Source organism: Neobacillus sp. PS3-40, from assembly GCF_030915485.1.
In the GTDB taxonomy this organism is placed as follows: domain Bacteria; phylum Bacillota; class Bacilli; order Bacillales; family Cytobacillaceae; genus JAUZPL01.
The window spans coordinates 3,500,491-3,524,254 of record NZ_CP133266.1 but is presented as its reverse complement, the minus strand read 5'-3'; the positions used below and the strand labels follow the sequence as shown (position 1 = coordinate 3,524,254).

Annotated in this window: 21 protein-coding genes; 3 read left to right on the top strand and 18 right to left on the bottom strand. The window is 36.7% G+C overall.

Annotation, left to right across the window (positions count from 1 at the left end; genetic code table 11):
• Nucleotides 1-60 precede the first annotated feature (60 nt).
• On the bottom strand, nucleotides 61-186 hold the full coding sequence (locus RCG20_RS17195) for a DUF6254 family protein (protein ID WP_308181332.1): 126 nt from the start codon (nucleotides 184-186) through the stop codon (nucleotides 61-63).
• Nucleotides 187-304: 118 nt separating this feature from the next.
• On the opposite strand from RCG20_RS17195, the gene RCG20_RS17190 reads away from it, so the two are divergent.
• Complete coding sequence (locus RCG20_RS17190; RefSeq protein ID WP_308181331.1) at nucleotides 305-916, top strand: CPBP family intramembrane glutamic endopeptidase; 612 nt, start codon at nucleotides 305-307, stop codon at nucleotides 914-916.
• A 74-nt stretch (nucleotides 917-990) separates the two neighbouring features.
• On the opposite strand, the gene RCG20_RS17185 is transcribed toward RCG20_RS17190, so the two are convergent.
• Nucleotides 991-2,040: a YkvI family membrane protein gene (locus tag RCG20_RS17185; protein WP_308181330.1), complete on the bottom strand. Its 1,050-nt coding sequence runs from the start codon at nucleotides 2,038-2,040 to the stop codon at nucleotides 991-993.
• A gap of 219 nt (nucleotides 2,041-2,259) precedes the next feature.
• On the opposite strand from RCG20_RS17185, the gene RCG20_RS17180 reads away from it, so the two are divergent.
• A complete protein-coding gene (locus RCG20_RS17180; RefSeq protein WP_308181329.1) occupies nucleotides 2,260-4,425 on the top strand; it encodes an ATP-dependent Clp protease ATP-binding subunit in 2,166 nt (721 codons plus the stop codon).
• Between the two features lie 77 nt (nucleotides 4,426-4,502).
• On the opposite strand, the gene RCG20_RS17175 is transcribed toward RCG20_RS17180, so the two are convergent.
• The 4 genes from RCG20_RS17175 to RCG20_RS17160 all read right to left on the bottom strand — a co-directional run bounded on the left by RCG20_RS17175 (nucleotide 4,503) and on the right by RCG20_RS17160 (nucleotide 8,877).
• Entirely contained in the window at nucleotides 4,503-6,197 is a 1,695-nt protein-coding gene (locus RCG20_RS17175; RefSeq protein ID WP_308181328.1) for a M3 family oligoendopeptidase, read from the bottom strand.
• 105 nt (nucleotides 6,198-6,302) lie between these two features.
• Nucleotides 6,303-6,743, bottom strand: a complete 441-nt coding sequence (locus RCG20_RS17170; protein ID WP_308181327.1) for a MarR family winged helix-turn-helix transcriptional regulator — start codon at nucleotides 6,741-6,743, stop codon at nucleotides 6,303-6,305.
• A gap of 252 nt (nucleotides 6,744-6,995) precedes the next feature.
• The gene (locus RCG20_RS17165; RefSeq protein ID WP_308181326.1) at nucleotides 6,996-8,231 is read right to left on the bottom strand and encodes an MFS transporter; all 1,236 of its coding nucleotides are present in this window, start codon (nucleotides 8,229-8,231) and stop codon (nucleotides 6,996-6,998) included.
• 121 nt (nucleotides 8,232-8,352) lie between these two features.
• On the bottom strand, nucleotides 8,353-8,877 hold the full coding sequence (locus RCG20_RS17160; protein ID WP_308181325.1) for a hemerythrin domain-containing protein: 525 nt from the start codon (nucleotides 8,875-8,877) through the stop codon (nucleotides 8,353-8,355).
• A 213-nt stretch (nucleotides 8,878-9,090) separates the two neighbouring features.
• Between RCG20_RS17160 and RCG20_RS17155 the strand changes: the two genes are divergently transcribed.
• Nucleotides 9,091-9,432 carry a hypothetical protein gene (locus RCG20_RS17155; protein WP_308181324.1) on the top strand — a complete coding sequence of 114 codons (342 nt, stop codon included), beginning with the start codon at nucleotides 9,091-9,093 and terminating at the stop codon, nucleotides 9,430-9,432.
• Nucleotides 9,433-9,643: 211 nt separating this feature from the next.
• Here RCG20_RS17155 and RCG20_RS17150 read toward each other — a convergent pair whose 3' ends face one another.
• From RCG20_RS17150 to RCG20_RS17095, 12 genes are all read right to left on the bottom strand, one after another.
• A complete protein-coding gene (locus RCG20_RS17150) occupies nucleotides 9,644-9,928 on the bottom strand; it encodes a ferredoxin family protein (RefSeq protein WP_308181322.1) in 285 nt (94 codons plus the stop codon).
• Nucleotides 9,929-11,224, bottom strand: coding sequence for an FAD-dependent oxidoreductase (locus RCG20_RS17145; protein ID WP_308181321.1), 1,296 nt, complete (start codon nucleotides 11,222-11,224; stop codon nucleotides 9,929-9,931).
• The gene (locus RCG20_RS17140; RefSeq protein ID WP_308181320.1) at nucleotides 11,217-12,248 is read right to left on the bottom strand and encodes an electron transfer flavoprotein subunit alpha/FixB family protein; all 1,032 of its coding nucleotides are present in this window, start codon (nucleotides 12,246-12,248) and stop codon (nucleotides 11,217-11,219) included. Before RCG20_RS17140 ends, RCG20_RS17145 begins: the two co-directional genes overlap by 8 nt.
• A 29-nt stretch (nucleotides 12,249-12,277) precedes the next feature.
• The gene (locus tag RCG20_RS17135) at nucleotides 12,278-13,099 is read right to left on the bottom strand and encodes an electron transfer flavoprotein subunit beta/FixA family protein (protein WP_308181319.1); all 822 of its coding nucleotides are present in this window, start codon (nucleotides 13,097-13,099) and stop codon (nucleotides 12,278-12,280) included.
• A gap of 478 nt (nucleotides 13,100-13,577) precedes the next feature.
• Nucleotides 13,578-13,781, bottom strand: a complete 204-nt coding sequence (locus RCG20_RS17130; protein ID WP_308181318.1) for an aspartyl-phosphate phosphatase Spo0E family protein — start codon at nucleotides 13,779-13,781, stop codon at nucleotides 13,578-13,580.
• Nucleotides 13,782-15,083: 1,302 nt separating this feature from the next.
• Nucleotides 15,084-17,378 (bottom strand): thiamine pyrophosphate-dependent enzyme, encoded by a 2,295-nt coding sequence (locus RCG20_RS17125; RefSeq protein ID WP_308181317.1) that lies wholly within the window; start codon nucleotides 17,376-17,378, stop codon nucleotides 15,084-15,086.
• The gene (locus RCG20_RS17120) at nucleotides 17,378-18,391 is read right to left on the bottom strand and encodes a 2-oxoacid:acceptor oxidoreductase family protein (protein ID WP_308181315.1); all 1,014 of its coding nucleotides are present in this window, start codon (nucleotides 18,389-18,391) and stop codon (nucleotides 17,378-17,380) included. Before RCG20_RS17120 ends, RCG20_RS17125 begins: the two co-directional genes overlap by 1 nt.
• Before the next feature lie 380 nt (nucleotides 18,392-18,771).
• Nucleotides 18,772-19,494: a LutC/YkgG family protein gene (locus RCG20_RS17115; RefSeq protein WP_308181314.1), complete on the bottom strand. Its 723-nt coding sequence runs from the start codon at nucleotides 19,492-19,494 to the stop codon at nucleotides 18,772-18,774.
• Nucleotides 19,491-20,918 (bottom strand): LutB/LldF family L-lactate oxidation iron-sulfur protein, encoded by a 1,428-nt coding sequence (locus RCG20_RS17110; RefSeq protein WP_308181313.1) that lies wholly within the window; start codon nucleotides 20,916-20,918, stop codon nucleotides 19,491-19,493. The genes RCG20_RS17115 and RCG20_RS17110 overlap by 4 nt, the downstream gene beginning before the upstream one ends.
• 73 nt (nucleotides 20,919-20,991) lie before the next feature.
• Entirely contained in the window at nucleotides 20,992-21,708 is a 717-nt protein-coding gene (locus tag RCG20_RS17105) for a (Fe-S)-binding protein (RefSeq protein WP_308181312.1), read from the bottom strand.
• Between the two features lie 197 nt (nucleotides 21,709-21,905).
• Nucleotides 21,906-22,637, bottom strand: coding sequence for a (Fe-S)-binding protein (locus RCG20_RS17100; RefSeq protein WP_308181311.1), 732 nt, complete (start codon nucleotides 22,635-22,637; stop codon nucleotides 21,906-21,908).
• Between the two features lie 213 nt (nucleotides 22,638-22,850).
• Nucleotides 22,851-23,576 carry a FadR/GntR family transcriptional regulator gene (locus RCG20_RS17095; protein WP_308181310.1) on the bottom strand — a complete coding sequence of 242 codons (726 nt, stop codon included), beginning with the start codon at nucleotides 23,574-23,576 and terminating at the stop codon, nucleotides 22,851-22,853.
• Nucleotides 23,577-23,764: the final 188 nt, after the last annotated feature.

The window sequence follows — 23,764 nt, the reverse complement described above, 5'->3', positions numbered from 1 at the left end:
AAAGGGAAAAAATGCACCATCATCAACTCAAATGATGTGGCATTGTTCTTGTAAAAGAGCTTAGATTTTATCGTTATTACCAATATCTTTTGAAAGTTCTTTAAAAGATTTCGTTTTGCCGTGCGGATTTTGATCCTGTTTTCTGACAGTCCATTCCCGCTCTTGCTCTCTTTTAGATTTACTCAAAGTATTACCTCCTTTCCTTTTCTTTAGCTTTTTCAAATTTTTTATTTCTTATCAAAAATTAACTTAGAATTAAATGAAAATATTTTCTCTATGTAGTTTAAAAAGGAGCACGAAAAGAATGAAAAAAAGAATTTTTGATGTAAGACTTCTAATTGGCCTCGTATTTGCCCACCTACTTTTGTTTTTTAGTTTTCACGATAAATCAGTATTTTGGTACCTCTTTTCGGGCTCAATGCTTCTGCTTATTACATTTGCAATGTTTCAAGAAGACGTTGATGATGAGGCACCCTTTTTTACATACATATCACTTGGCGCTTTGACAGGGCTAATTCTATATGGAGCTTTTTGGATTGTCTTTAAAGGAATAATAACATTCCATCTTCCTTTTGATCGAGGTATTCATCGACTTTATCGATGGTTTGCTCCATCTCTTTTTTGGGAATATCTAGCTCTTATGTTGGTAGCTGCCCCGGGCGAGGAATTTTTTTGGCGTGGGTTTGTTCAAAAGAAACTTTTGAAGTACTTTAAACCAATGGTAAGCATTATTGTTGGTGCATTGCTATATGCCTCAGTCCAAATTTATTCAGGTGAATTTATTTTGGTTTTGACCACGTTCCTTTGTGGACTTGTGTGGGGAGCTTTATACTATTGGAAGAGAAGTATGCCTCTCGTAATTGTCTCACACGTTATTTTTGACATCATGTTATTTATTTTCCTTCCATTGAAATAAGCAGAGTGGAACCTCATTTTTTAACTTCATGTATTATTTGAAAAGCATCTGTTCAAAAATTGAACAGATGCTTTTTATTTTTTATTAACGTTCGATAATGGCTTCATCCAAAGTAGAATAAGGAATAACAAGCTTATATATCCAAACAATGGGTATAAATACGAAAGAAGCTGTCCGTAATCAATTAGTCCTATAAAATATGAAATACTAAAAATGAGTGAAACTGAAATAATCGAAGGAATTTCGATATATTGTTTTAATTGACGGTCAAGCCCATAAACATTGCCAATGACAGAGGTGAAAATTTCCCCATAGATTACCAATACATAAATCCAGTGAAAACTTATAGACCAATTCTTCATAATTACAGCCATTGGGATCTGATACTTTTCTAAATCCGGCAACATAATTAATGTAAAATGACTTGAAATTAAGATGATTGTTAATGCAATTCCTCCAATAATTCCTCCCCATTTTACCGTCCAATCATCGTCAATTTCCGTTGCAATTGGAACAAGTACTGCTTGGGCAAGAGCTAGATTAAAGGCTGTATATGTAAAGGGTGCGGCAACTGTTTTCCAGCCATCATTTGCATGCGGAATAACTAAGAGCTGATCGATAAAATGAGGCATCCTCACAGAAATAACCATCAGCATTACACTAAATGAAATCATTAATGGAACAACAAATGTATTAACTGCAAAAATACCTTTTGTTCCAATGATCATGACAATAATGGACATAAATATAGTTAGAAATGTACCAAGACTTTTCGATAAACCTAACTGTTCTTCAAAAACTGCCCCCGCACCTGAGAGCATAACTGCGGTTACTCCAAGTAGCATCCCTAACATTAATATGTTAATTCCTTTACCTATCCATTTACCAAATAAATACTCATTAAACTCTTGGTATGACTTAGCCTTTATACGAACCGCTATTCTCATTAGTTTTGAACCAATAAAAACTAGGAGGTATCCGCTCATTAAAATGCTGATTAATCCAAAAAAACCAAATCGCGAAAAAAATTCAACGATCTCTTTTCCTGTTGCAAAGCCAGCTCCAACTACTGTACCCACATAGACTGCTGCGATTTGGAAAGCTGCAAGCCAATTATTCTTCACTTTATCCCTCCTCTGTTCAAATATATGTGCAAAGGGACAAACCATGACGAGCTTTTTATGTATATCTTTTTAAAGTTTATCAATTGGAATAAATTTCAATAAGCAAATACCTTGAAAGTCAAAGATGGTCAGATTATACTATGTTCATAAAGATCAAATATAGTCAAAGTCAAAATCAAAACGATGCTTTTTGTATCATAATTTAAGGGAGGTTTATTTATGCTTTGTCAAATGTGTAAAGAAAACCATGCAACGGTACAATTAAAAATGATCATTAATGGACAACGGATAGAAATAATCATTTGCCATGAATGTTACGAAAAAGAAAAAAAAGCAATTGGGGCTGGAATAAATCCTTCAATGGGGGGATTTTCAAACTTTCCACTTGAAGAGCTATTTTTCCAAAATAACAAAGCCTTAGGCTCAAATAAAAGTGACTCAATGCAAAATTCCGAAAAAGTTCGTAAGAATACTCATGGTGGAGGTTTTATCGATCAATTCGGTCGAAATTTAACGCAAATGGCGAAAGCAGGATTAATTGATCCTGTCATTGGCCGCGGGCAAGAGATTAAACGTGTTATTGAAATCTTAAATCGTCGAAACAAAAATAATCCTGTCTTAATTGGAGAGCCTGGAGTTGGGAAAACTGCAATCGCCGAGGGTCTTGCCACTAAGATCGTAGAAGGCCAGGTACCTGGGAAATTACGAAACAAAGAAATATACTTGCTTGATGTGGCTTCACTTGTTGCTAATACAGGAATTCGTGGTCAATTCGAAGAAAGAATGAAACAATTAATTTCCGAATTACAAGAACGAAAAAATATTATTCTTTTCATTGATGAAATTCATCTTTTAGTTGGGGCTGGTTCAGCCGAAGGCTCCATGGATGCAGGTAACATTCTAAAGCCTGCCCTTGCACGTGGTGAGTTGCAGGTAGTCGGGGCTACTACTTTAAAAGAATACCGCCAAATCGAAAAGGATTCTGCTTTAGAACGTCGCTTTCAGCCTATTCATGTTCATGAGCCATCTGTAGAAGCAGCAATTGAAATAGTCAAAGGGCTCCAAGCCAAATACGAGGATTATCATGAAGTTACGTATTCTGATGAGGCTATCCATGCTTGTGTTCAACTATCTCATCGATACATTCAAGATCGCTTCTTACCCGATAAAGCCATCGATTTACTTGACGAAGCAGGTTCAAAAATAAACCTTGCATCCGAAAATAAAAATAATGAACAAATTGAGCAACGCCTAAAAGAAATAGTCAAAGAAAAAGACGGTGCATTACGCAACGAGAAATATGAAGTAGCAGCCGATCTTCGTGATGAGGAAGCAAAGTTAGAAAAACTGCTAAATACTGTATCTTCTTCTGAAAGACCTGTAATCAATATTTCACATATCCAGGAAATTATCGAACAAAAAACAGGCATTCCTGTTGGCAAACTTCAACAAGATGAACAAGCCAAAATGAAGCAATTAGAGAAAAATTTGCATGAAAAGGTCATTGGACAGGAGGTGGCAGTAGAAAAGGTTGCAAAAGCAATCAGACGTAGCCGAGCTGGCCTAAAATCAAAACAGCGTCCTATTGGCTCCTTCTTGTTTGTAGGACCAACAGGTGTCGGAAAAACCGAATTAACAAAAACACTTGCTGAAGAATTATTTGGTTCAAAAGATGCGATGGTACGTCTTGATATGAGTGAATATATGGAGAAGCATAGCGTCTCAAAATTAATCGGATCTCCTCCAGGATATGTCGGCCATGATGAAGCTGGGCAGTTGACAGAGAAGGTTAGAAGAAACCCTTATAGCATCATTCTCTTAGATGAAATTGAAAAAGCTCATCCTGATGTTCAACATATGTTCCTGCAAATTCTTGAGGACGGCCGCCTTACAGATAGTCAAGGGAGAACCGTTAGCTTCAAGGATACCGTCATCATTATGACAAGTAATGCAGGTATTAACACTATTCGCACTATCCATGTTGGGTTTGGAAATAATAATGCAGTGGAAGAAGCAAGCATTCTAGACTCGCTTGGCGGTTTCTTTAAGCCCGAGTTCTTAAACCGTTTTGATAGCATTATTGAATTCAAATCTCTTGAAAAAGACCATATTTTACAGATTGTTGATTTAATGCTAAATGAGCTACAAGAAACACTCAAAGAGCAAAATATTATTTTAACAGTTTCACCTGAAGCAAAAGAAAAATTAGCGGAGCTTGGCTACCATCCTTCTTTTGGGGCACGCCCTCTTCGCAGAGTGATTCAAGAAAAGCTTGAGGACCGGATTGCTGATTTTATTCTTGACGAGCCAGAAGCTAAACAATTAGTTACAGTCATTGAGGATGGAGAGTTAAAAGTAAATTCAAAAGTCTTAGCTGTTCAGTAAACGTGAATCATCCGATAAATACACTAAAAATAATACAAAGAGAAAGCGGAGCCAAAAAGTCAGCTCCGCTTTTTCCATTATAGTTCTTGATCTTGGACTGAATTTAACCAGCTCTCAATTTCCCCAACAACTGATTCCACACAACCATTTTCAAAAGGAGAAATTAAGTTTGCTGCTGCCACAAGCTTTGTAAATGACATACTACCACCAAGCTTACATAGTTTCACATAGTCAGACCAGGCTTCTTCTTGATTTTCCCTTGACCGTTTCCAGAATTGGAATGCACAAATTTGTGCAAGCGTATAATCAATATAGTAAAAAGGCGAATTATAAATATGTCCTTGCCGTTGCCAAAAGCCGCCATTTTCTAAATACACATTTCCTTCATAATCCTTATGTGGCTGGTATTTTTTCTCGATCTCCCGCCATTTCAGCTTCCGTTCTTTCGGTGTCGCCTTAGGATTTTCATAAACCCAATGTTGGAACTCATCAACAGAAACACCATATGGCAAGAACAATAATGCATCACTTAAATGAGCATATTTGTATTTATCGGTTTCTTCCTTAAAGAACAGTTCCATCCATGGCCATGTAAAAAACTCCATACTCATCGAATGAATTTCACATGCTTCATATGTTGGCCACAGGTATTCCGGAATTTCAAAAGCGCGACTTGAATAAACCTGGAATGCATGACCTGCTTCATGTGTTAAGACATCGATATCCCCAGAAGTTCCATTAAAGTTTGAAAAAATAAACGGTGATTTATAATCCTCAATATAAGTACAATAACCTCCGCCCGCTTTTCCTTTCTTTGCAACAAGATCCATCAGGTTTTTATCCTGCATAAACCGGAAGAAGGTTCCTGTTTCTTTTGAAAGCTCTTCATACATTTTTTGTCCATTGTCGATAATCCACTCTGGGCTTCCTTTTGGAACAGGATTACCTGTTTGAAAAATAAACCCTTCATCATAATATTTTAGTTTATCTACTCCAATCCGATCCTGTTGGCGTAATTTCAACTTAGTAGCGATTGGAACAATATAATCCTTCACTTGTTGCCTAAAGTTAGCCACCATTTCCGCATTGTAATCCGTTCTCATCATGCGGTAATAACCTAGTTCCACAAAATTCTCATAGCCAAGCGATTGAGCAATTTCAGTTCTGACCTTAACAAGATCATCGTAAACTCTGTCAAATTCCCCTTCATGCTCTGCAAAAAAAGCAAATTTAGCTTCACTAGCCTGCTTTCGAGTATCGCGGTCAGTTGACTCTGTGAACGGATCCAATTGAGCAAGGGTTCTTTCTTCCCCCTCAAATAAGATCTTAGCTGAGGCCACTAGTTTTGTATATTCGGTTGACAAACGATTTTCTTTTTGAAGCAATGGAACAATTTCTGGTTTAAATGTTTTAAGTTGGCCCTCTGCAAGTGCAAAAAGCTGTTTACCCCATTTTTCTTCTAACTGCTGACGGAATTTTGAATCGACTAGGGCTTGATAATATTTCGTAACTAGCCCTTCTATCTCCGGCTGTATCTCATCCATGTGGTCCTGTTCTTCCTTATAAAACTCATCGTTTGTATTAATTGTATGGCGAATTTGGCACAGGTTGAACATTGTCCCAAGGCCATTACGAATTTCATTAATTTCATCCATTGCAACACTTTGCTCATCAACAGATGTAGCTTTTTCAAATTTTTCTAGGACAACATAAAATTGTTTAGTCACTTCTTCTAAATCAGGGCGCTTGTATGTATAGTCTTCAAATCGCATTTTGTCTCTCCTTTTTCTAAAAATTTAAATATTACATTGGTATATATTCGGCAATCATCATATATTTTCCTTTTACGCAAAAAAAATACGACTTTGTTAGCCGCATTAAAATTTTCCTGCTGGTAAACCTGCTTTTTTTAAAAGCCGAATCGCTTCCGATTTCTCTGAGTCAGAGAGACTGGACATGAGTTGATCGATTTGCTTAGCATGCTCTGGGAAGATTTCTTCGATAAATGTTTTCCCTTCATCCGTAATCTGGGCATACGTAACTCGACGATCCTTTGGGCAGGCAATCCTTTTTAACAAGCCTTTTTGCTCGAGCTTATCAACAACATAGGTAATGCTTCCGCTTGCAAGCAAAATCTTACCTCCAATTTGCTGCAAAGGCTGATCTCCTTTATGATATAGCAGTTCAAGGACTGCAAATTCAGTAGGATTTAAACCATTGTTTTGAATCATTTTATTAACATGTTCATTTATGGCCTTATATGCTCTTGAAAGAACGATAAACAGTTTTAAAGATTGAGATATTGAATCATTTCCCATTAGATTTCATCCTTTAAAGTTAATTAAAAAATCTCGATATCAAGTTATTATAAGGAATTTTCAGAGAAATGTCAATTCTTGTAAAAATATTCCATCCCTTTTAAACTCGAACTAGACTTATTTGAAGCATTATTTTAACAAAATTGTCACATATCTTGGTCTCCATAAAATTAATACTATCTTAACTGAATCCTTCTACTTTCGAAAAACCAATGAGTCGATGTGAATCGCCTTGGTTGAATTAAACCCCATTTATTCGTTATTCCAACCTTGAACCGCCCGGTCAGATGGAAGTAGAAACGACGATAATCCAATCAAAGGTAAAATTCCCAAAACTGCAATCATGGTTGGCAGTCCAATCAAATCTGCAATATAACCTAGACCAACTGAACCAATTGCCCCCATTCCGAATGCAAGTCCAACAGTCAAACCTGACATCATCCCAATTTTACCTGGAACAAGCTCTTGTGCATACACAACAGTAACAGAAAAACTAGTCATGATGATAAAACCGGAGAAAATAAGAAAAATAAAGGCTAATGCCAGTGGCATGTAAGGAATAAGAATTGAAAAAGGTAATGTTACCATCATCGAAAAAGTAATAACTTTTTTCTTTCCAAATCTATCTGAAAGTGGGCCACCAAAGAACGTACCAATGGCACCTGCTACTAAAAACGTAAATAAAAACAACTGTGATTCTTTAATACTTAGTGCATATTTATGTATTGTATAAAAAGTGTAGAAATTTGTCATTCCTGAGATATACCAAGATCTTGCAAAAATAGTTAATAAGATAAAAAAGATTGCCTTTTTTATATCCTTAGCATGGTTCATTCCACTAGCTTTAACAGAAATTTTCTTCTTTGAAGCTCTTGTTATAGAATGTAATCTCTGTTTATACCATTTTGCAATATAAACTAATAGAACAACAGCCAATGCAGCAGCAAGGGAGAACCAAGATGCTCCAGCTTGTCCAAGTGGAACGAGAACTAGTGCAGTAATGAGGGGTGCCAACGCCTGCCCAGAATTACCTCCAACTTGATAAATAGATTGGGCAAGTCCCCTCCTGTCTCCTGCGGCCATATGTGCAACCCTAGATCCTTCAGGATGAAATACTGCTGAACCTAACCCAATAAATACGACAGATAAAACAATCCAGTTAAAGCCTGAAGCAAATCCTAATCCTAAAACCCCAAATAGTGTGGAAGTAAGCCCTATTGGGAGAATATATGGCATGGGTTTTTTATCTGTAAAAAACCCAATCATTGGCTGCATAACTGATGAGACCATATTAAGGGAAAAAGCAATTATCCCTAATTGCGTAAATGATAATCCCATTGATTTCTCTAAAATTGGGAACATGGCCGGTACAACCGCTTGAATCGCATCATTCAATAAATGGCATAAGCCAATAATGAAAAGAACTTTAAATATTGTTGATTCATTTGAATTGGTTATCTTTTTAGGCATAGTAGCTTGCTGATTCATATGACTCCTCTTTTCTCACTTTCTATTAGTATTTTACATAATCTTAGGAGATTGAGATATATAAAAATAATATTTAGTTTGGATTCCAAAAAAATAAAAGGAAAGGCGCTTGGCCAATCCTTTACTTAATCTCTTGAATTCTTGTAAATAGTTCGTCTTTCTCTTCATCCGTAAGCATTCTCTCTGCCATTGGAAATAAAACATTTTCTTCTTTGGAAAAATGTTGTATGAGTACATCATATGCATTCTTCACTATTTCACTTAGATTTTTCATTTCTTCAGTCGAAAGTTGGGAAATTTCAGCTTTTGCGCGAAAATCACTTATTAATGATTTTGCTTGTTCATGCTCATATTCCATCGCAGCAATCGGGCCAGAAGTCGTGCCAATATATGCACCCAACATTGGAAATAAGACACCCTCTTCTCTCACAGAATGGGGATCAAGTTCGCTGATAAAAGTTGTAACATCTATCTTTAATTCAGCAAAAGACTGTTCAATCTCTGACTCTTTTGCAATTTGTTCTGTTAAAGAAACGATTCTATCTAACATTTTTATTAAAGGAGTATGCTCCCCTTTTAATTGGCTAAGTCCTGGGCATAGATCCCCTGAAGGCATGCCACCCATGGCGCTCATAAAACCATTCATTTATTTCACCTCTTACTATTTTCTTATTTCAGTATAAAAAGAACCCATCTTATGTGGTGTGAGCTATATCACATACGAACAGATAACTGAACACCTCTTTATGTATATTTTGTGAAAATTCTAATATTTTTTCAAAAAAAGTAACATTTATCATCAAACTTACTTTAAAAGTTTCATATACTAAATATAGTAACAAAAAAGGAGGGATACTTAATGAACTACCCAAATTATCAGGATTTTTATCAAAAGGCACTAATTCCTATTGGATCATCTGATCGGGCCTCATTTTCAAGATTAGAACCTAATCCTTCATTTAAAACCCATTGGCTAATTGCCTTACAGGGTGAGCTAGCTCCCAATTCAAATGAATTTTATCATTGGAAAGTTACTATTTATCCATCTAATTCCGAAGGTTCTTTTAAGTGGAATACAACTTTTTATTCGTCTCCACTGGTTAATTCATTCAATAAAGCGATAGAATGGGCTCGTACTTTTGAAACCTATAGTAAGAATGACCAACTCCTTTCTACTAACCTACAAGAGAAAATTAGCTAGATTCCAAATAAATTTCCTTTTGCTTCACTTTTTTTAGATAAAGTTGTGAAAAAACATACATATAGTAGTAATGTAAAAATAGCTGATAATTCCTTATAAAAAACTAAAGCATTCACCCAGTCCCGAGGTGAATGTTTTAATTTTCTCATCTCTTTTAAAATATAAAACTAAAAAGTGCTGTCAGCTCATTTGAGTAAACAGCACTTTTTTTCTATGCAAGTCGGAATATAATTCCGTGACCACCTTTTGGATATTCCCATTTAATATTTTCTGTTGGGCAACCGATTCGGCAGCTTCCACATTCATGACAGCCTTCATAGCCAACCTGCATCCGGTTTCCTTCCCATTTATAAACTTCACCTGGGCAGAAAAGTGTACAAAGTTTATCAGGACATTGAGTCGCACAAACATCATGATTAAGTATGGTCAAGTGTGATTTTTTATCGCACTTAAATCTTAAAAGATATTGTTTTTCCTCAAGAGTAGTAACTGACATTTATTTCACCGCCTTCCACACACGATAAATATCTGTAAGGACCTTGAAAGTTCCTTTTCCTTCTGTAAAACTCTTAATAATTTGTTTTTGTTTATCGCGTTGAGTTGTACCGTCAACTGTAAAGTATTTACCTACTGCTTTGGTCACCAGTGGAATATATTCTTTGAAATATTGTGGATTAGATTCTAATGTATGTGGTGCATCTTTGTATTTCTCTAAATCTTTCATGATGAAACTATCATGAAGGGCGTCACGATAACTGCTTAAGCCAGCTTCACTAAAGTCTCCACGTTTTTTCGCCTGAACAATCGCTTTTGCTGCTAATTGTCCTGAATGCATTGCCATATTCGAACCCTCACCATTGATGGCATTGACAAGTGATGCAGCATCTCCAACTACAACCGCACCATTTCCAACTACTTTTTGTACCGAACGGTATCCCCCTTCAGGGATGAGGTGGGCAAGGTACTCAGCGGATTCTCCGCCTTCAATTAAAGGCTTTATAGCTGGATGAGATTTTAATTCATCCAATAAATCATATGGTTTTAGTTTATCTTTAACCATAGCAGCAACCGTAGTTCCAACCCCGATATTTATACCATCGTTAGTGGTATAAAGAAAACCTGCGCCAAAGTTTCCTTTTGTTGCTTCACCAAAAATTTCAATTGCTACACCTTGATTATCTTTAACATTAAATCGGTCGTTTACTTTTTCTTTTGGTAAATTAATACATTCCATTACACATAATGCAACGTCTCCTGGCTTGTGTTCTTTTCGAAAACCAAGCTGTTGAGCTAATAAGGAATTTACTCCATCTGCTAATACGACAACATCAGCATAAAGATCTCCATCAGGACGGTCTGTACGAACTCCAACTACCTTGCCTTTATCAACGATACATTCTGTTACCACCGTTTTATTGATAAGCAATGCTCCAGCTTGAACTGCTTTTTGGGCAAACCACTGGTCAAATTTAGCTCTCTGTACGACAAAAGCATTGTAAGGCTCTTCTCCCCATTCCATGCCCTTATAACCAATATTAACAGCTGATTCTTTACCCAATACCATGTACCTGTGATCAACAACCGGACGTTCTAGAGGAGCTTCTTTCCAAAATTCAGGAACCAATTCCCTTAATTCTTTGCTGAACAAAACCCCGCCCATAACGTTCTTACTACCAGGATATTCTCCACGTTCAATAAGCAATGTATTTAAACCATTTCTCGCACATACAAGTGCTGCTGCGGACCCAGCCGGTCCTGCACCAACTACGATGACGTCAAATTTTTCAGACATAGCTTATTTCACCGCCTTTTTCATTTCGGATTTGCTTAAATTGTTCAATTAACATAGGAACAATTTCCATTGCATCTCCGACTAGTCCATAATGTGCAGAATCAAAAATGGCTGCATTTGGATCTTTATTTATTGCAATAATTAGATCGGAGTGTATCATTCCAACAGTATGCTGAATGGCTCCAGATAACGCTACTGCGAAATAGATTTTTGGAGAAACGGTCTCACCAGTTTGCCCAATTTGAAGATGATGTGGAAGCCAACCTGCTTCAACAACATCACGTGTACCACCAACCGTAGCCCCAATCGTATCAGCTAGTTGATGCAGTAATTGGAAATTATCTTCTGTCCCCATCCCTTTTCCGCCACAAACTATTACATGGGCGTCTGCCAGGTTTGCTTTATTTGTGACATCATTCACAATTTTAAGTACTTTTGTACGCATATCTGATTCTTTTAGTTCAACAGTATCTTCGATGATTTTTCCTTGACGGCTTGAATCTGGCTCAAGTGCCTTCATTACCTTTGGTCTAACTGTCGCCATTTGTGGGCGCTGTTTTTTACAAAGAATAGTTGCCATAATATTTCCGCCAAATGCTGGACGGCTTGCTTCTAGAAAACGATTCTCTAGGTCAATATCCAAGTGAGTTGTATCTGCAGTCAACCCAGTTTGGAGGTCCGTTGCAAGCGCACTTGCTAAATCCTTACCATTCGAGGTAGCACCATACAATAAAATTTCCGGCTTGAATTTATTAATTAATTGAAACGCACTCTTCATATAGGACTCTGTCCGATAATTCTTCAATACAGGGTGATCAACTAAATAAACTTCATCAGCCCCATAAGCAATTACCTGACTAGAAAGTGATTTAATTCCATCTCCGATGAGCATTCCAGCTAATGGAACTTGAAGTTTATCTGCAAGCTGTCTTCCTGCACCTAGTAGTTCAAGAGAAACTCCTTCTATCTTGCTATCATTTTGTTCAATGAAAACCCAAACTCCTTTAGATTCCTCTACATTCATCCTAACCCCTCCTTACAGCAAAAGTATCTTTAATTCGAAGATTGGAACAATAGATTCTTTTTATCTTTTAATACTTCCATTAATTGTTTAACCTGATCATTAGAAGAACCATGCAATTTCTGGCCACCCTCTGGTTTTGGAGGCGTAAAGCTTTTTCCTACTACCGTAGGTGATCCTTTTAGTCCAAGTTGAGTTCGATCTACATTGATCAAATCGTCTACAGTCCAAACAATAGGCTTATATTTCGCAGCTTTTATCATGTTAGGAAGCGCAGAATATTCAACCTCGTTAATTTCCTTCTCTACTGTTAGTAAACATGGTAAATTAGCTTGTACAAGCTCATAACCACTTGTCAATTTTCTTTTTAATAAAACTGTATTTTCTTTCGTGTTTACTTCGGATACTTCAAGAACGTTTGAGACAGGTGGCATATCAAGACGTCTTGCAAGACCAGCTCCTACCTGCCCAGTGTCCCCATCAATTGCATGCTTTCCGCAAATAACCATATCTACAGGAAGTTCTTTCCCGATTTTTTCCATAGCTTTTGATAATGCATAGCTTGTTGCAAGAGTATCTGCCCCTGCAAATGCACGGTCAGAAATTAAATAGCCTCGATCGGCACCAATTTCGACACTTTCTTTGATAACCTCTGTAGCTTGGGGAGGCCCCATCGATAAAACAGTTATCGTACCACCCGTTAATCGTTTAATTTTCACAGCCTCCTGGACAGCATGTGCATCGAAAGGATTTAAAATGGCTGGAGCGCTTTTGCGGTCGAGTGTGTTTGTTTTTGGATTGATTTTAATAATTTTTGTATCTGGTACCTGCTTGACACATACGACAATATGCATATAGAATTTTCCCTCCTTCAATAAAGCTAAATTCCATGAAAGCGTTTGCTTCCATATTTTTTAAAATATGCAGATATTACAATATATGTATTGCAATACTAGCATAGTACAAAAAATACCGTTTCTTAGCTCCTTTCATGCATGCTCTCAACAATTGGCATTTCTTTAGTTTCTAATTAGTTTTGAAATTTCTTTGATGTTTTGGGTAAGCACAAAATAAATGATATTGAAACCATGTGCAGATTCTAGGGAGCTATTCTTTGAAGACATAGATCATGTGATTATTTTTTAAGATTAATAATCTATTAATATAACTATATAAAATATGAAGATATAGACAATGATAAAACTCACAGATATTTTCAATATAAATATGAGATCTTATTTAGTTTTCTGTAAATTTATTAAAAAAGTACATTTAGCAAGGTAATATAAATACTAATTCCTTTGGCATACCTTACTAGTACTTTTGGCAATATCATGAACATTTAATTAAAGTCATTCTCTTCTCTTCAAATGGTCTGCATTGATATGTAAAAATCAATTTATCAAGTTCTTGACTAAATCGAATAGTTTCTTCACTTGAGATGCCGCATATATTGGCACAATCTATCATATTTTTCCTTTTAGCACGAATTTCCTCTAACATTATCTCATCATGGCTTTTTACATACTTACACAATCTACTAAGCCTCCCTAATTTGTATCCTTTACTGTAAATCATTATGATCAACACTAATACTCGGAGTATTATTACAGTAATTTCTAAAAAAGTAAATACTTTTGCAAAAGTAGACAAAAGAATACATTTTCTCTTCTTTTCGACACTATCATTCTGTAATTTCGTCTATTTTTTGACAATTTTCGTAAAGTTACAGAAGGTGCAAAAATGGCACACAAAAAATGCACCAAAATCAATTCCCGGTACAACCATAATGTGAACCTGTTCAAGGAGAATATCAGCTAGCACTGATGTAAAACCATCAGGCACTTTGAGCCATGTGAGGGCTCTCTGATTGCTTGAGCAATCGGAAACCAATGCTTTGTTAGCGCACTTTTCTGGAAGTGTCCTCAGGGGGCTTAAGTTGCTTGAGCTAGACAGTTCAGAAATGCCATATAAATCTCCAGCAGGAGCAGCGGGAAAGTTGAGACCCTTAATGCTTTTAATAATGTAAAATTAAAATCGTTTTTTTAAGACTTTTTTCGAATAAATGGTTGTATTTAGACCATAACTTTGCCGTTGATTTCCGCTCCGGGCACTTGCTTTCCGCGCGGAGGGATGGGAGCCTCCTCGGCATACCGCCTGTGGGGTCTCCCATTCCCTCTATTCCCGCAGGAGTCAAGTGCCCTCCGCTCCAATCAACTCAGGTAGAAATACTACGAATGATTCCCCTAGGCCTCATTTTTTGCTGTCTTAGGGAATCATAGACCACCAATGATTCCGAAGGACTCTTTTTTTAACCGTTTAATGGAATCAAAGTAGGTTATCTGTAATAGATAGGTCTTAATCGTGCCCGTGATCGGCAAAAAAGGGAGCTAATAACAACAATATTTGCGAAAGCCCCTAAATAGAGGGATTTAAAGGCTTGGATATTCAGTGTTTCTTCAAAAAGATTCGTGATTTAAATTTCCTTGATTCCTGAGTCTAAATCGAATGTTAGTCTGGCGATTAGATAAAAAAACCACCACCTTTCCGATTGATATACCGAAAACTGGTATGCAAGTCGTTTATGGTAGCGTTTTTGAAATATTAAGAGAATACCCATTCTTTTTTATATTAATATAGGATGTTTTCGGATTCTTCTACTTTATTTACCTGAGTTGCCCGGAAAAGGAAATCAACAGGCCAGTTAGCCAGAGACAATAAATGAATAAAAATCGGTAATTTAGATTAAGACAAAATAAAAAATTGCCGAGAAGAATAACCTTTCTCGACAATCTGAAAAGCAAAGCACCAAAAAGTGCTTTGCTTTTTCACTATAGTTTATAACATTGGGTGGCCGTTTTTAGCTTTTAGGCGTAGCCATCTTTTTTCTACTTCTGCTTCAAATTCTTCAAGCAAAGGCTTGTTTTCTTCTTTTAAAAGATGCTTTGTTTTGCCCATATATTTAAACCAATCCGAAACAGGGACACGATTGTCTTTCTCTTCAGGATTATAAGTGATTGTTGTTTGTCCTTGCTCCACTTCATATAGTGGGAAGAAGCAAGAGTTAACAGCTTTCTCTAAGATCACTGTTCCGTAACGGTCATCAGATTTCCAGTTAAGCGGACAAGTAATTAAGATCTTTCCGTAAACAGTTCCAACATTTTGAGCATACCACTGTGCTTTTGCACCCTTTTTCACTAAATCTTGTGGGAATGCTTCTGAACCAGTGAATACATAAGGGATATTGGTTGAAGCCATAATTTGTGGCGTATCCTTATGATGATATGCTTTACCTTTTTGAGCTTTACCAACACCTGTTGTACTTGTCATATGTCCAAATGGCGTTGAATAAGACATTTGTGAACCTGTATTCATGTAACCTTCATTATCATACTCAAGCATAATCAATTTATGACCACGAAGTGCAGTACCGATTGCAGAACCCATACCAATGTCCATACCGCCATCGCCAGTAATCATTACATATGTTGCATCCTCATCCACTTGTACTTCCCCGCGACGCTTCAATTCAAGGAAAGCTTCTAAAGTGCCAGATAATGTTGCGGCACCATTTTGGAACAAGTTATGCATCATGGTTTGTTTATGTGAGCTGTGTGGATATGCAGTTGTTGTTACATATGCACAACCTGTTTGGAAAAGAACAACGATATCGCCTTCGATTCCTTTGAAGAATAATTCAAGTCCCCCAAAAATTCCGCATCCAGGGCATGCGCCGTGGCCTGAGGAAATACGTTTTGGTTTTGTTGTAAGATCACGTAATGGTGGAATTTTTACTTTTAATTTATTTGTATCAGGGTCCATATCAACTTTAATTAAGCCTGTTTTAAATGCATCACCATGTTGTGGTGTAATAACTGGCTTAAGTGCTTTTTCAGGATCGCCAGGAACAATTCCATAATAATCGAATGGTTTTTCAGCATAGCCTTTTTCCATAGCATCCAATGTTAAATTATAGAATGCCTCTGCATCTGTTGAATAGAAATCTTTTCCGCCAAGGCCAAATACTCTGCTTAACACAATCGTTTCAGCATTTCCTGCAGATTGAAGAGCAGATTTAACTTCATGGGTTAAGTTAGGACCATTAGCACCATAAGAGTCAGCACGCTCACCAATAAGTAACGATTTCACATTCTTAAGAGCTTCTGCAATTTCTTTCGAAGGGAATGGACGAATAACGTTTGGACTGATTACACCCGCTTTAATTCCTTTTTCGCGAAGCTTATCAACTACGTCCTTAGCATTCTCAGCTGCAGAGTTTAGTAGGAATAAAGCAACTTCTGCATCTTCCATTTTATATAAATCAAGAACAGAATAATCTCTGCCAGATAATTTCGCATATTCTGCGGCAACCTCTTTATAAACCTCTCCAGCAGCATATAATGCTTCGGATTGTTGATAGTGGTTGTTCATGAGTTGGTCGCCATTCATGTGGGCACCAATTGTAACAGGATTTTTTGGATCTCTAGCAAAATTGTAATCTGTTGGGCATTCCCCTACAAATTGTTGAACGACTTTGCGATCTTTAAAGTAATTTACACGGCGCTTTTGATGAGATGTAAAGAATCCATCATATGCAACAATAACTGGGAGACGAACCTTTGAATGCTCCGCAATTTTTAATGCCATGATATTCATGTCATAAACTGCTTGTGGAGTACTTGCAGTTAAGATAACCCATCCAATATTCAGACCGTAGTATAGATCAGAGTGATCTCCCCTGATATCAAGTGGACCACTTACTGCACGTGTTACTAGATTCATTACCATAGGGTAACGAGTTCCTGATTGTACAGGCATTTGCTCAATCATATATAAGAAGCCGTTCGCACTTGTTGCATTAAAAACCCTTGCACCAGTTACTGAAGCACCATAACAAATACCTGCAGCACCATGTTCACCATCAGCAGCAATCAGTTTAATGTCATGTTCTCCACGTGTCTTCATTTGATCTAAAAATTGTGCAACTTCAGTTGATGGAGTGATTGGGAAATACCCCATTACATGATAATTGATTTGTGCTGCAGCCATTGCAGCCATTTCATTTCCAGATTCAAATGTAGAAATTTGTTCAGCTGCATTTTTTATAGTTAATTTATCTTCTAAAATTGACATTATAAAGTCCCTCCTGTTACATAAGGAAAGTTTTGCTTCACACGATTATCATCAGCATATCCGATCATTTCACGAAGATCGCTTAGTGCGTCTGTTGGACAAGCTTCGACACATTTCAAACAGCCTTTGCAATATTGATAATCAATTCCCTTAAGGAACATTTGTTTTTTACCACGTTTATCTTCGCCCGCTTCCCAAACAAAACAGAAGTCTGGACATACGTTATCACAAGCCGCACAGTTAATACATTTTTCTTCCTCAAATTGTGGAAGGAATCCTTGTCTTGAACCACTAAGATCTTTTAAGATACTATTTCCTTGAGCTATCATAGCTCCACCAATATCTTGTGTTAAATAACCTAAGCGTGGAACTGGGCGAGAAAAGCTTTTGCCTACAGCTCCTTCTGGAACTTCATATACTTTAAATTGAACTTCATCATACCCTCTGTTAAATGTACGAATATTAGGTTCAACAAAATGTGGATATTTCTTTTCAAATGTTTTTCGAATAACATTTCTCATTTCATCTGGATCTAAGAAATCACAAATACGGTATAAAGCACCAAGCATAGCTGTATTAACTTTCGTTTTTTCTTCAACAGCGATGGTAAGTGCATCAACGATTGCAACTGTTCCGTATTCCAATTTCAAATCCTTTTTGACTTCATCAAATTCTCTAGTAGTATTTACAAGAACGATTCCATCAGCGTTTAAACCGCTTACAACATCAACCGTTTTATAAAGTGCTTCATGGAATACACCAACAACGTGAGGTTGCTCAATTGGGCTATGGTCTCTAATTTCAACACCTGGTTCACAATAGCGGATAAAACTTTTTACTGGTGATCCTTTTTTCTCTGAACCGTATGAAGAAAAGTTCATTCCATTTAATCCAAGTCCTAAAACACCTGCTTCTGCAAGCATTTTTCCAGCCAAATTAGCTCCTAAACCACCGATAGATTCAAGACGAATCTCAAAAAATCCAAGGTCATTTTTCTTAGGTAAAATTGACATATTATCCCTCCCTATATTTCAGCAAACTAATAGTAGTTAAGTAGTTAAATAGTTATTAAATAACCTTTCCATAGTTATTGTATGTGAACTTTAAATATTCAGCAGTGACAAATGTTAAACATTCCGAAATTTTTTCTATAACACATTATTTTATTTCACAAAAACCTTTTATATACATGACTTCAAGGTAGTATTTCAATTATACAACAGGTCAAAACATGTTATATAACAGATTGTAAAATGCTGTTAAATAACATGTTTTTTGATTAATATAACTCACTTTCCTATAAAGATAGATTGAATTAAGCAAACAACTAAGTTTTAAAATGATAATTAGCAAATAAAGGGCCTACCTCATAATAATGAAGTAGACCCCTTTTTTATAAATCTTCTATTATAATATAGGAAGCTTTTACTGGACCGTGAACACCAACTACAAGATTTAATTCAATATCAGCTGAATTACTTGGGCCGGTAATAAAATTAATACAGGAAGCAACTTCTTTTCCATCTTGATGGAATTCCCGCATTTTCTGCGCAGCTTGCGTTATCCTCGGTACAATTGTACTTTTTGGGATAAGAGCTATATATGTTGCTGGTAAGAAGCTAACTGATCTTCCCTTATTTTTATCACTGAACAGGACTACTGTGCCAGATTCAGCTAAGGTGATTTCACTAATAGTGATCCCAACATTCGCCAATTCAGCTTTTAGGATATTTTCTTCACCCAATGTATAGTCCCATTCGTAGACATCCATTTTTTGCTCTGGCCATTCCTTTTTAAATAGAGAGTCTAGTCCCCACTGGGCAAACCGTTCATCTTTCCAGGTAACAATTGGTCCGCCACCGTAATCTGCAACGATTTTATTAAGGGTAGCATTTAAGCCCAACTTGTCAGTTATATGAAGATTTGTATGGATTTTTTCACACTGTTCTTTTAGTACTTCTACTAATTCATCAAGAGAAGTATTTTTCAATACCTCATGTTGTGGCTGAAATTTCCACTTTGGTCTTTCAATGGGACTTTTTAGCCGTGGACGACCAAGTTGGCTAGCAATTTGATTTAAAAATTCTTCGCGATTTTGAATTACACCAGTCATCAATTCTTACCTCCTTTTTCACGGTTTTTAAACCAGTCTCTAAACCTCTCTTTGTTTGGAGCTGGAAATTCCCGACTTTCCGTCCAAGCTTTCATTGGACCAGGACCGTTTGAAATTTTTTCACCAACTGTGAACGGGTTCATTGCTGTCGGTGCTATCTTTGAGCCTAACTTATACAACATAGGTGATGCAGCGCCTAAACCAAAGGCCTTCATTAGTAATTTTTCAGGAACTGGTGCTTTTCCTTCTTTTTCAACAATAACGGTACGGTGCTTATGAATAAGGTTGTGCAATGGTATTTTAACTGGACAAACCTCTGTACACGCACCACAAAGGGTTGATGCGTATGGAAGTTCTTTATATTCATCATATCCTCCTAGTAATGGAGAAAGTACGACTCCTACAGGCCCTGAGTAGATAGATCCATATGAATGACCGCCAATATGACGATACACTGGACAAACATTTATACAAGCAGCACATCGTATACACTGCAAAATAGACTGAAATTCTCCGCCAAGAATTTTTGATCTGCCATTATCAACAATAACAAGGTGGAATTCCTCTGGTCCATCAACTTCGTGCTCTTCCCTAGCACCAGTTAGGACGGTAATATAACTCGTTAGTTTTTGTCCAACAGCACTCCTTGTTAACATACTGACAAGGACTTCCATTTCTTCAAATGTAGGCACGAGTCTTTCCATGCCCATTACCGTAATTTGTGTTTTCGGCAATGCTGTTACTAAGTCAGCATTTCCTTCATTCGTGACGAGTGCGAAGGAACCTGTTTCTGCTACAGCAAAATTACAGCCTGTAATTCCTATATCAGCTGTTAAATATTCCTTACGAAGCATCTCACGGGCGTGCCATGCAAGTTCTTCTGGTTTTGATGTCTTTGTGTATCCTAATTTTTTGGCAAAAACATCACGGATTTGTTCTTTATTTTTATGTAAAGCTGGAACAACGATGTGCGATGGTGGGTCATGATCATCAATTTGGAGTATATATTCCCCAAGGTCTGTTTCAATTACTTCACAGTTTTCCTGTTCTAAACATGCATTTAAACTAATTTCTTCCGTCACCATAGATTTTGCTTTAACAATCTTTTTAGCGTTTTTCTTTTTAACAACGCTACGTACATACTCATTCGCATCTTCTGCTGTCTTAGCAAAAAACACATGCCCACCACGTTTTGACACATTTTCACTTAATTGCTCCAAATAATAATCTAAATGTTCAAGAACATGCTGGCGAATTTCTTCTCCATGTGAACGCCAATCTTCCCAGTTCCCAAGCTCCTCTGTTGCATTGCGCCTTTTTACCCCCATGCCGTCCTGTGCACTAGCAACTGCACCGCGCATGAAGTCATCCTGAATGCCGCTGCCAACACGCTCTTTAAATTTTTCAGTACCTATTTTCATTGCCATACGTATTACCCCTCCATTCAAAAAGAATTCATTAAATAACTTTTGCCTATCAATATAAAGATATAAATTCCAATTAACGCCTATTTAAAACTTCTGCAATATGTAGAACTTTAATAGGTATTCCTTTACGTTGAATTCGTCCCCCGATGTTCATTAAACAGCCTTCATCTGCCCCAATCAGATAATCCGCACCTGTTTCTTCTACGTGAAACACCTTTTCATCGACCATTTGCTCCGAAATTTGAGCCATTTTTACAGAAAAAGTACCTCCAAAACCACAGCATTGTTCTTTTCCAGGCAATTCTGTAAAATGTAAGCCCTTTACATTTTTCAAAAGTTTAATTGGTGGTTCTTTCACACCTAGTAATCTTGTCATATGACAGGATGTATGATAAGTTACATTTCCTTCGAATGTAGCTCCAACATCTTCCACTTTCAATACTTCAACAATAAACTGAGTTAACTCGTACGTTTTCTCTGCAAGTTTTTTTGCTTTAGGTTCCCAAATTGGGTCACCTTTAAAAACTTCTTGGTATTCATGTACCATGAATGCGCAAGATCCAGATGGCGAAACAACGTATTCAGCATCGATAAAGGTATCGATCATCCGTCTCATAGCTTCTTTTGAGTCTTTTACATATCCACTGTTATAGGCTGGTTGTCCACAGCAGGTTTGTGATTCTGGAAAATCAATTTCACAGCCAAGATGTTCTAACAATTCAACAGTGGCTTTTCCTACATTACTCCTAAACATATCCACTAGGCATGTTGCAAAAAGAGTTACTTTCATGGTTATTTTCTCTCCAATCAGATCATAATATTTTTGTCAGCCAATTTTAATTTTTCTATTCAACTGGTTATCCGATGATTTTGACAAAAACAATCTAATTGGGTCAGCGACTCCGAAACCGCTATCTATTAGTTTAAGTTCTTTTTTATTAAATTATCCAATTAGGGGGAGACCCCCATCATTTAAAATGGAAAATATTAAAAAATTTCACTCTTGCGGCTATTTAACACTTCAGCAATATGGAGGACCTTAATTGGCTTACCTTGTCGTCCGATCCGTCCACCGATATTCATTAAGCATCCAGCATCGGCACCTATTAAATATTCTGCACCCGTTTCTTCTACATGTCTTACTTTTTCATCCACCATCTGCTCCGATATTTGTGCCATCTTAACTGAAAACGTCCCACCAAATCCACAGCATTGCTCTTTTCCGGGAAGATCAGTCAAATGAAGCCCCTTTACATTTTTCAAAAGAGTTATTGGAGGTTCTTTCACACCTAATAATCTGGTCATATGGCAGGATGTATGATAAGTTACTCGGCCTTCAAAAGTTGCTCCAACATCTTCTACTTTTAGAACTTCAACAATAAATTGCGTTAATTCATAGGTCTTTTCAGCCAGCTCTTTTGCTTTTGGCTCCCAAACAGGGTCACCTTTAAAGACATGTGGATACTCTTGAAACATGTAAGCACAAGATCCAGAAGGGGAAACAATATACTCAGCATCTTTAAATGTTTCGATCATCCTCTTCATAGCTTCTTTTGTTTCTTTTACATAACCACTATTATAGGATGGTTGACCGCAGCATGTTTGCGATTCAGGGAATTCAATTTCACATCCAAGATGCTCTAGTAATTCGACTGTGGCTTTTCCTACGTTACTTTGAAACATATCCACCAAACAAGTTGCAAAAAGAGTTACTTTCATACTTTCATCCCTTTCAAGTCAGATTTTAAATTCATCCGGAATATTTTAAACTGATCAACCGGTCATCTGACGACATTGGTAAAAATAGTTTAATTGACTATTAAATACAATATACATAAATATACTTCTCTTAGAAAGGGGTTTCAAAATATTTTTTTCACTAAAAAAAAGTGCAGACTTAAAATAATCGCAGTCTAAACACTTTTTCAATCCTTATTTTTTTATATTTGTTTGTTGAAAATATTTTTCTAGTATTGCTTCAATATTTTGAAGGTGAACAAGCATAAAATGACTCGCCATTTCGTCATTCTGATCTTTTATCGCTTCATAAATAGCAAGATGCTCATTATATAATTGTTCTACAGTTGTTTGCTTGGAATAAACCCAAACTCTTCGCGTCTCTTTCAAAGTTACTTCCATTAACCCTGAAACATGATTCATTAAACTAAAGAGTAAAGGGTTTTGTGCCGCCTCAGCAATGGCTAAATGGAATTGTAAATCAGCTTCTTCCCCTATTTCTTCATTGGGAGCATTCTTCATCATATCTAAAGCTTTCTCAATAACTGCAAGTTGAAGATCAGAACGTTTTCGTGCGGCTACTTTAGCAGAACCAACTTCGATTATTTTTCTGACTTCTAAAAGATTAACAACATCTTTCTTATTCATTAAAATGGCTGTAGATAATGGAAATGTAATTTGATCCGTCTCAAATTCTTGTATATATGTACCTTCTCCCTGGCGCATTTCAACTAACCCCATTGCACTTAAAGCGGTTAGAGCTTCCCTTATAGCAGAACGCCCAACTTGAAAATTACTTGCGAGTTGCTGAACAGAGTCTAACTTTTGCCCCGGTTTTAGTTCCCCGGTTCGGATCATTTCATATATCGTTTCAGCCACTTCTTCGTATATTTTTTTTGGTTTTATTTTTTTGTAGATCATTTGTCATCCCCTACTAAACATCACATTTTAAATAATATATTTCCCGCCATTTATTATACATGGTTTTTTCAGTTATCGGAATTGTTCTATCTTAATAAATTCTAGAAAAACATCATCAATAAGCTCACAATTGTCACACAAAACAATTATGGTTTTACTCGTTGATATCTAACTTGAAAAATATCAAT

Coding starts and splice junctions, on each gene's coding strand:
- RCG20_RS17120 (WP_308181315.1), bottom strand. CDS start 18,391: ATGTCAATTTTACCTAAGAAAAATGACCTTGGATTTTTTGAGATTCGT.
- RCG20_RS17180 (WP_308181329.1), top strand. CDS start 2,260: ATGCTTTGTCAAATGTGTAAAGAAAACCATGCAACGGTACAATTAAAA.
- RCG20_RS17100 (WP_308181311.1), bottom strand. CDS start 22,637: ATGAAAGTAACTCTTTTTGCAACTTGTTTGGTGGATATGTTTCAAAGT.
- RCG20_RS17125 (WP_308181317.1), bottom strand. CDS start 17,378: ATGTCAATTTTAGAAGATAAATTAACTATAAAAAATGCAGCTGAACAA.
- RCG20_RS17155 (WP_308181324.1), top strand. CDS start 9,091: ATGAACTACCCAAATTATCAGGATTTTTATCAAAAGGCACTAATTCCT.
- RCG20_RS17190 (WP_308181331.1), top strand. CDS start 305: ATGAAAAAAAGAATTTTTGATGTAAGACTTCTAATTGGCCTCGTATTT.
- RCG20_RS17140 (WP_308181320.1), bottom strand. CDS start 12,248: ATGAATGTAGAGGAATCTAAAGGAGTTTGGGTTTTCATTGAACAAAAT.
- RCG20_RS17160 (WP_308181325.1), bottom strand. CDS start 8,877: ATGAATGGTTTTATGAGCGCCATGGGTGGCATGCCTTCAGGGGATCTA.
- RCG20_RS17170 (WP_308181327.1), bottom strand. CDS start 6,743: ATGGGAAATGATTCAATATCTCAATCTTTAAAACTGTTTATCGTTCTT.
- RCG20_RS17175 (WP_308181328.1), bottom strand. CDS start 6,197: ATGCGATTTGAAGACTATACATACAAGCGCCCTGATTTAGAAGAAGTG.
- RCG20_RS17105 (WP_308181312.1), bottom strand. CDS start 21,708: ATGAAAGTAACTCTTTTTGCAACATGCCTAGTGGATATGTTTAGGAGT.
- RCG20_RS17110 (WP_308181313.1), bottom strand. CDS start 20,918: ATGGCAATGAAAATAGGTACTGAAAAATTTAAAGAGCGTGTTGGCAGC.
- RCG20_RS17145 (WP_308181321.1), bottom strand. CDS start 11,224: ATGTCTGAAAAATTTGACGTCATCGTAGTTGGTGCAGGACCGGCTGGG.
- RCG20_RS17165 (WP_308181326.1), bottom strand. CDS start 8,231: ATGAATCAGCAAGCTACTATGCCTAAAAAGATAACCAATTCAAATGAA.
- RCG20_RS17095 (WP_308181310.1), bottom strand. CDS start 23,576: ATGATCTACAAAAAAATAAAACCAAAAAAAATATACGAAGAAGTGGCT.
- RCG20_RS17135 (WP_308181319.1), bottom strand. CDS start 13,099: ATGCATATTGTCGTATGTGTCAAGCAGGTACCAGATACAAAAATTATT.
- RCG20_RS17150 (WP_308181322.1), bottom strand. CDS start 9,928: ATGTCAGTTACTACTCTTGAGGAAAAACAATATCTTTTAAGATTTAAG.